5 protein-coding genes are annotated in these 7133 nt (G+C 35.1%); all 5 read right to left on the bottom strand.

What is annotated here, in order from left to right:
- The coding region (locus ABZA26_RS04290; RefSeq protein WP_372713279.1) for an ABC transporter ATP-binding protein at positions 1 to 814 on the bottom strand (814 nt) is incomplete at its 3' end.
- 306 nt (positions 815 to 1120) lie between these two features.
- Positions 1121 to 2440, bottom strand: coding sequence for a ribosome biogenesis GTPase Der (gene der, locus ABZA26_RS04295; protein WP_372713280.1), 1320 nt, complete (start codon positions 2438 to 2440; stop codon positions 1121 to 1123).
- Positions 2441 to 2511: 71 nt separating this feature from the next.
- Entirely contained in the window at positions 2512 to 4287 is a 1776-nt protein-coding gene (locus tag ABZA26_RS04300; protein ID WP_372713283.1) for a YgiQ family radical SAM protein, read from the bottom strand.
- 139 nt (positions 4288 to 4426) lie between these two features.
- Positions 4427 to 4846, bottom strand: coding sequence for an Hsp20/alpha crystallin family protein (locus ABZA26_RS04305; RefSeq protein ID WP_372713281.1), 420 nt, complete (start codon positions 4844 to 4846; stop codon positions 4427 to 4429).
- Between the two features lie 282 nt (positions 4847 to 5128).
- Positions 5129 to 6745 (bottom strand): putative manganese-dependent inorganic diphosphatase, encoded by a 1617-nt coding sequence (locus ABZA26_RS04310; protein ID WP_372713282.1) that lies wholly within the window; start codon positions 6743 to 6745, stop codon positions 5129 to 5131.
- Positions 6746 to 7133: the final 388 nt, after the last annotated feature.

The raw sequence follows: 7133 nt of genomic DNA on the forward strand, positions 1-7133 counted from the left end.
GGGGAAGTTCTAAAATAGATCCAGAGATCTCTACCACAATTTTTTCATCTTTTTCCATAAGTTTTCCTTCAATTATATTCATGGCAGGTGAGCCTATAAAACTTGCTACAAATTTATTTGCAGGTCTTTTATAAAGATTAATAGGCGTGTCTACTTGCATTATGTTTCCAGAACTCAGTACGCATATTCTGTCTCCCATTGTCATGGCTTCTATCTGATCATGGGTAACATATATCATTGTTGCTGCTGAGCCTTCATCTTTTAATTGTTTATGAAGTTGGGTTATTTTTACCCGCATAGAAACCCTAAGTTTTGCATCAAGGTTGGATAGAGGTTCGTCAAAAAGAAATACATCTGGTTTTCTGACAATAGCTCTGCCTACTGCCACCCTTTGTTGCTGACCTCCGGACATCTCTTTAGGTTTTCTGTCTAAAAGGTCTGTTATTTCAAGTTTTTCTGCCGCATCTCGAACTCTTATATCTATTTCATCTTTAGGAGTTTTATTCAGTTTTAATCCGAAAGCCATATTCTCATATACTGTCATATGGGGATAAAGTGCATAATTCTGAAACACCATTGCTATTCCTCTGTCTTTGGGTGGAAGTTTATTCACACACTGATCACCTATATAGATTTCTCCCCCGGAAACTTCCTCAAGACCTGCTACCATACGTAGAGTTGTTGATTTGGAACATCCAGAGGGACCTACAAAAACCATAAATTCTCCATCTTTTATATGTAAATCTATTCCGTGTACTGCTTTAAAACCATTAGGATAGATTTTTTCCAATTTTTTTATAATTACTTCAGCCATTTTTTCAGCCCCTTTTTTAGATGGGTAAATTAAAACAATAATATGATTTATAATGTAATACAGTAGTTTATATTGAGACTTATATTAAAATTATAAAGCTGTTTGCTTAGCGTGTCAACTCTTTTAGAAGTGTAACTGAAGACACCAGACATAATCAATTATAAGATTATCGTAAAATACAAGATTTGAAAAGAATATAAAAAAAATATAAAATCTAATTAGAGAATGCTTAGTTATTGTATTCTCTTTTTTATTGAGTAAAAAAAAGACCCAAAAGCCTACAAGCTCTGGGTCATAATTTTTTTATTAACTTTCACCTTTTTTCTGTAAAATAATATCAATAGGTGATCCTTCGAATCCAAAGGCGTCTCTAAATTTATTTTCCAGATATCTCGAATAAGAGAAATGTATAAGTTCCGGATAATTACAGAACAGTACAAACCTTGGAGGAGCAGTGGAAATCTGAGTAGCATAATTTATTTTAACGAGTCTACCTTTTCTTGTAGGCGGAGCATTGAGAATAAGGGCCTCTTTTAAGACAGTATTTAAAATACCTGTGGAGATTCTCTTTGTATACTCATCATAAACCGTGTCTGCAAGGTCTAATAGTTTGAGAGTTCTCTGTCCTGTAAGAGCAGAAACAAATTCTACAGGAGCGTAGCTTAAGAAAGGAAGCTCCGAAAGAATAAGCTCTTTCATATCCTTCATTGTATTCGTTTCCTTTTTCAGTGCATCCCACTTGTTCATTACTATAATTATAGGCTTCTTTTCATCATAGGCTATACCTGCGATCTTTTTATCCTGATCTGTGATTCCCTCTTGAGCATCGAGCATAAGGAGACAAACATCTGATCTTTTTATTGTTTTGATAGCTCTCAATACTGAGTAATATTCAAGACTTTCTTCAACTTTAGACTTTCTTCTTATACCAGCAGTATCAATAAGAACATATTTATTATAGTTATATTCAAAACTAGTATCGATAGCATCTCTCGTGGTACCGGCGATATCACTCACTATTGCTCTTTCCTGTCCTGATAATCTGTTTACCAGAGATGATTTTCCTGCATTAGGTTTTCCTATTATTGCGAGTTTAAGACCTTCTTCTTCATCTTCTGGAATCTCCAGTTTGTTGATGTTTTGTATGATGGTGTCGAGCATATCACCTAGATTTAGCTTGTGTTCTGCAGAAATAGGCATAAGATGTTCAAATCCAAGAGACCAGAAGTCATAGACATCATCACTTTGGCTCTGGAAATTGTCTACCTTGTTTACACAGAGGATTACAGGCTTCTTCTTCTTTCTGAGAATGTATGCTACCTCTTCGTCTAGGGCTGTGACTCCGGCCTTACCATCTACTACAAAAAGGATTACGTCAGCTTCATTTATAGCTACTTCAGCCTGCTGTTTTATTTTTGTCATCATAAAATCTTTATTCCTAGGCTCTAGCCCTCCTGTGTCAACAAGTACAAACTCAGTACCTAGCCAGTCTGTTTCCCTGTAAAGTCTGTCTCTTGTAACCCCAGGCTGGTTATCCACAATGGCGATCCTGTCTCCTACAAGTTTATTGAAAAGTGTTGATTTTCCTACATTTGGTCTTCCTACTATTGCAACGATTGGTTTCAAAATATTCCCTCCTTAATCCTTTTACATAGGGGATTATCGTATTAGTCTATAAAATTAATTATTAATAGTTTTTAACGATTTTTCCATTTGTTATTTTTAGTTTTTTTAGTTTTATTTTCAGAGAAAGTAGTTCTTTTATCGGGTTTTCCATAGTTTTCTTTTGAAACAAGTATGTCTTTCTGTTTTTGTTTTTTCCCTGTATCCTTCTCTACAAAAAGTTTCTTTCCTGTGAAAGGGTCAACCTCGGTGTAATACATGAGAGTAGAGTATGTAGATGGTGTAGGAGTAAAGATTTGTACTTGTTCTGGGTTGGTATTCAATTCTTTACTGGCAAATTTTTTCAAATTTTCCATATCTTTTTCATTGCAACCTGGATGGGCCGCTATGAGGTAGTAGGTTAAGAACTGTTTCTTCCCTAAATCATCATTTATAGAATAAAATTTTTCTTTAAATTCTTTAAGGATATTTTTACCCTGTTTCCCCATTAAAGAAAGGATTTTATCTTCAGTATGTTCAGGTGCTATTTTTAATTGTCCTGAGACGTGATTTTTTACAAGTTCTTCCAGATAAAGATTTCCGCATTTCTCATCACTTAATATAAGATCATATCTTAGTCCAGAGGCAATAAATATCTTTTTTACTCCTTCTAATTTCTCTAGTTTTTTTAGAAGGGAGATCTGTTTGGAGTGATTTGGTTTTAGCACAGAACAAGTCTTTGGATAAAGGCACTTTTTATCTTTACAGGCACCGGAGCTCAATTTTTTTTCGCACTCGATACCATACATATTTGCAGTAGGTCCTCCTACATCAGATATATAACCTTTAAATTTAGGTGAAGAGAGTATAACATTGGCTTCAGAAATTATAGATTCTTCACTTCTTCCAGTAACTGTACGTCCCTGATGGACTGCTATAGCACAGAAGCTACATTCTCCATAACAGCCTCTGTGAGTTGTTATGGAATTTCTGATAGTTTCAAGGGCTTTTACTTCTCCCATACCCCTATAGTAAGGGTGCACCTCTCTTTCAAAATCCATACCATATATGCTATCCATCTCCTCTGAAGTAAAAGGCATGGTTGGTGGATTCTGTACCAGATATCTTGTGTCCTGCTTTTGAAATATTCCCTTTGCAGTCAAAGGGTCACAATTCAGGTAAAAGGTCTCAAAGGCCTGGATAAATTGTTTCTTATCCCCTATACACTCCTCGAAGGAAGGCAGCTCAAGATATCCCTTCCTAGGCTCCCTTGAAATATAGGCTATGCCTCTTATGTTTTCCCAGGGTTCCCCTCTTTTCATGGCAAGAGCCAGTTCAAGCATTGATTTCTCTCCCATACCATAGGAGATTATATCAGCTTTTGCATTAAATAAAATAGATTTTCTCAGTTTATCAGACCAGAAGTCATAATGCACTATTCTACGAAGACTAGCCTCTATACCTCCTAAAACTACAGGAACTTTATTGTCCTTATAGTATCTCTTTATCAGATTTGTATATACGATACTAGCCCTGTCAGGCCTTCTGTTATTTATCCCACCAGGAGTAAAGTCATCACTTTTTCTTTTCTTTTTTGTGGCTGTGTAGTTTGCTACCATAGAATCGACACACCCGGCAGATACTCCCCAAAAAAGTTCCGGAGGACCTAACCTTGTGATATCATCAGGAGACGATATGTCAGGCTGGGCGATAATTCCCACCTTGAATCCATGCTTTAAAAGCCATTTACCTATAACAGCAGTGCCGTTATAAGATGAATCTATATATGTGTCTCCAGAGACCAGAATTATGTCCAGGGAATCCCACCCCAGGTTCTTCATCTCTTCTTTTGTAGTAACTAAAAACATAATATCACCTTATTTTTCGAAATTCTACATATTATATCATAAATACTAAAAAAAATGAAGACGGCAAAAGAGGTGCAGAACACAGACAAAATAAAAAACCAGCCTTAGCTGGTTTTTTACAGTTTAAGAGAAGAGTGGTACTTTAATCTACCTTTATCTCAGCCACTATATCCTCTGCAGATTCATGAGTAGCTTGTTTTGGAAGTCTTATAAAAAGAATTCCTTCATTGTAGCAGCTTGAAATAGATTTCTGATCTACATCTGAAGGGATATTAAAACTTCTTTCTAAGGCTGAATGTCCAAATTCCTGAGAGTAATATTTTTTTTCTTTGTTTTCTAGCTCGTTTACTTCAGCTAGAACTACAAGTCTGTTAGATTCCACTGTAACTTTGAAATACTCTTTTTTCAATCCAGGAGCTGCGACTTCAATTTCGTAAACATCAGTTTTGTCTAAGATATTTGAAGCGGGTATTTTACCACCGTGTTTGAATAGCGGATCATCCTCTTCCATAAAATCATCCATAAAATCACTGCTTAAAATTCCCTTTTTTTTGTCTTTCATAAAATCCCTCCTTTACTATTCTTACTTATCTAAAATGTACCGAATAATTTCCAGTATCCTTTTGAATTTAAAATAAAATAAAAGAAGTTTTTTATTTTATTTTATGATTTTAATTTTATAAACACTTTGATTTTCAAGGGAAAGCTCTATAATAAAGAATTTATGAACTGTAACAAAGGGAATTACACAAAGATATTATTTTGAATATTTTTCATATTATTTTGTAAAAAAATAAAAATATTTCTACAAAAAAAACCGGGGATTTTCCCCGGTTGATAGATTCTAAATAGATTGACTGGCAGCCATTAGGAAAGGTACAAGCTGTTTCTTTCTCGAAACGACTCCCTCTAACCATGCTGAATTATTTTCAAGTTTTGTATTGAATCCGTTTTCCACAAGGGATGCCCACTGACCAAGTGCGAGTACCTGTGAACCGGCATTTATGATATCTGTGATGGCCAGTATAAATGCATCATATCCATTTTCAGTTATCATCTGATTCATTACTTTTTCAAGGTCTTCTTGTTTGGCAAGAGTTCCCTTTACGTCTACTGTATTTACCTGAGCCACAGCTACAGATAATCCTGACATCTTAAACTCTTTCATGTCCATAGTGATTATCTCCATAGGGCTGTTTTCTCCCAGGGAAGTACCCGCTACGAGCATATCCATTCCGTACTTTTCATAGTCAAACTCAAGGATTTCAGAGAGTTCTTTAGCTGCCTTTACGTCTTTTTCAGTGCACGTAGGAGATTTGAAAAGCAGTGTGTCTGAAAGTATCGCACTAAGCATAATTCCTGCAGATTCTCTAGAAGGAGAGATACCTGCTTCCTTATAGAGGTTGAAAATAATAGTAGAGGAACATCCCACAGTTTCGGCTCTTATTATAAGAGGCTCATTTGTTTCAAAATTTCCGAATTTATGATGGTCAACAACTTCTAATATTTTAGCATCATCAATTCCATCGACAGACTGACTTTTTTCATTGTGGTCCACAAGGACTACTTTTTTTCTTGTGAAATTAATCAGATTTTTTGATCTTATAGTACCGTAGATCTTACCTTCCCTGTCCACTACCGGGAAGTTTGTCTGGTCTGCTTCCTTCATCATATCTCTGATTTCATGAAGGAAATCATCTTCTTTAAACTGATAAAACTTCTTGTCGTGTGACATTATAGAAGAGATAGATACAGACTGAGTAATTAGCCTGAAAGTTTTGAAAAGACCTTTCTCCACTTTCATAACAGGAGTAGTTGTGCTTTTAGGAAGAGGAACGACATCCCCTTCATTGACACATAGTATTACCAGCCCGGCTCCTGCATTGATAGCGTTTTCCACTGCATTTTCCACGAGAGTTGTAGTTACCACAATGTCTCCCTCTTTTACAGAGTCCATCTCAGATGCAGCCTTTAGACTTCCCTTTATTAAACCTGTAGGATACTCTCCGCTTATTATCTCTCCTTTGAGTATATTTTTGAGGTTCTTGTAAAGAGTGGAATAATTGTTGAAAAGTTTTGTATGGTCCATTTCAAGATATGTATTTGCAATATCAGATACATGTATCATTCCCACAAGTCTTCTTTCTTCGTCTACCACTGGAAGACTGGAGAAATTCTCCTTTATCATAAGGTCTAAGGCAGACTTTAGAGAGTCATTCACATAAATAACCTCTTTTTCTAAGTGTGTAAGGTCTGAAATCTGAGGTCTTACTGTGTCTATTAGTTTAGGAGCCTCTAAATTAAAGTGATTTAATACAAATTCAGTCTCTTTGCTGAGAGTTCCTAATCTTACAGCCTGAGATTTTTGACCAAGTTTATTTTTAAGTTCGGCATATGCAATGGCCGAACATATAGAGTCGGTATCAGGATTTTTATGTCCAAAAATTAAAACAGAATCCATTTTTTAAAGTCCCCCTTTGATTTTTAGTATTCCGTATGAGATTTTATCATTAATTGATAAAATCAACAAGTTGAAATATGTATAATTTTAGAACTTTTAGAGTTGTGGAAAAATAAAATTAAGATTCTTTGGTTTAAAAATATAAAGTCTCCTTTGGACAAAATAACCGTAATCAATCAAAGTTATTTTTTAATGAAAATTTACTTTGACAGGACATTAACCAGATGAATCAAATTCAAATATTATAAAAAAAACTGTTGACATTTCATTCGGAAACGAATATACTTATCTTGTAGTTAGAGAGCTGATTGGTGGTGATTTCATGGATATGAAAAATTCTGTTATAGGAGAAACTTGTACACTGGGAATTATCAGGCATATAGGTCAA

This window comes from Ilyobacter sp. (genome assembly GCF_041583315.1).
GTDB lineage: Bacteria > Fusobacteriota > Fusobacteriia > Fusobacteriales > Fusobacteriaceae > Ilyobacter.

Excerpts from the sequence above, each read along its gene's own strand:
- ABZA26_RS04305 (WP_372713281.1), bottom strand. The coding sequence starts at position 4,846 with ATGAAAGACAAAAAAAAGGGAATTTTAAGCAGTGATTTTATGGATGAT.
- ABZA26_RS04310 (WP_372713282.1), bottom strand. The coding sequence starts at position 6,745 with ATGGATTCTGTTTTAATTTTTGGACATAAAAATCCTGATACCGACTCT.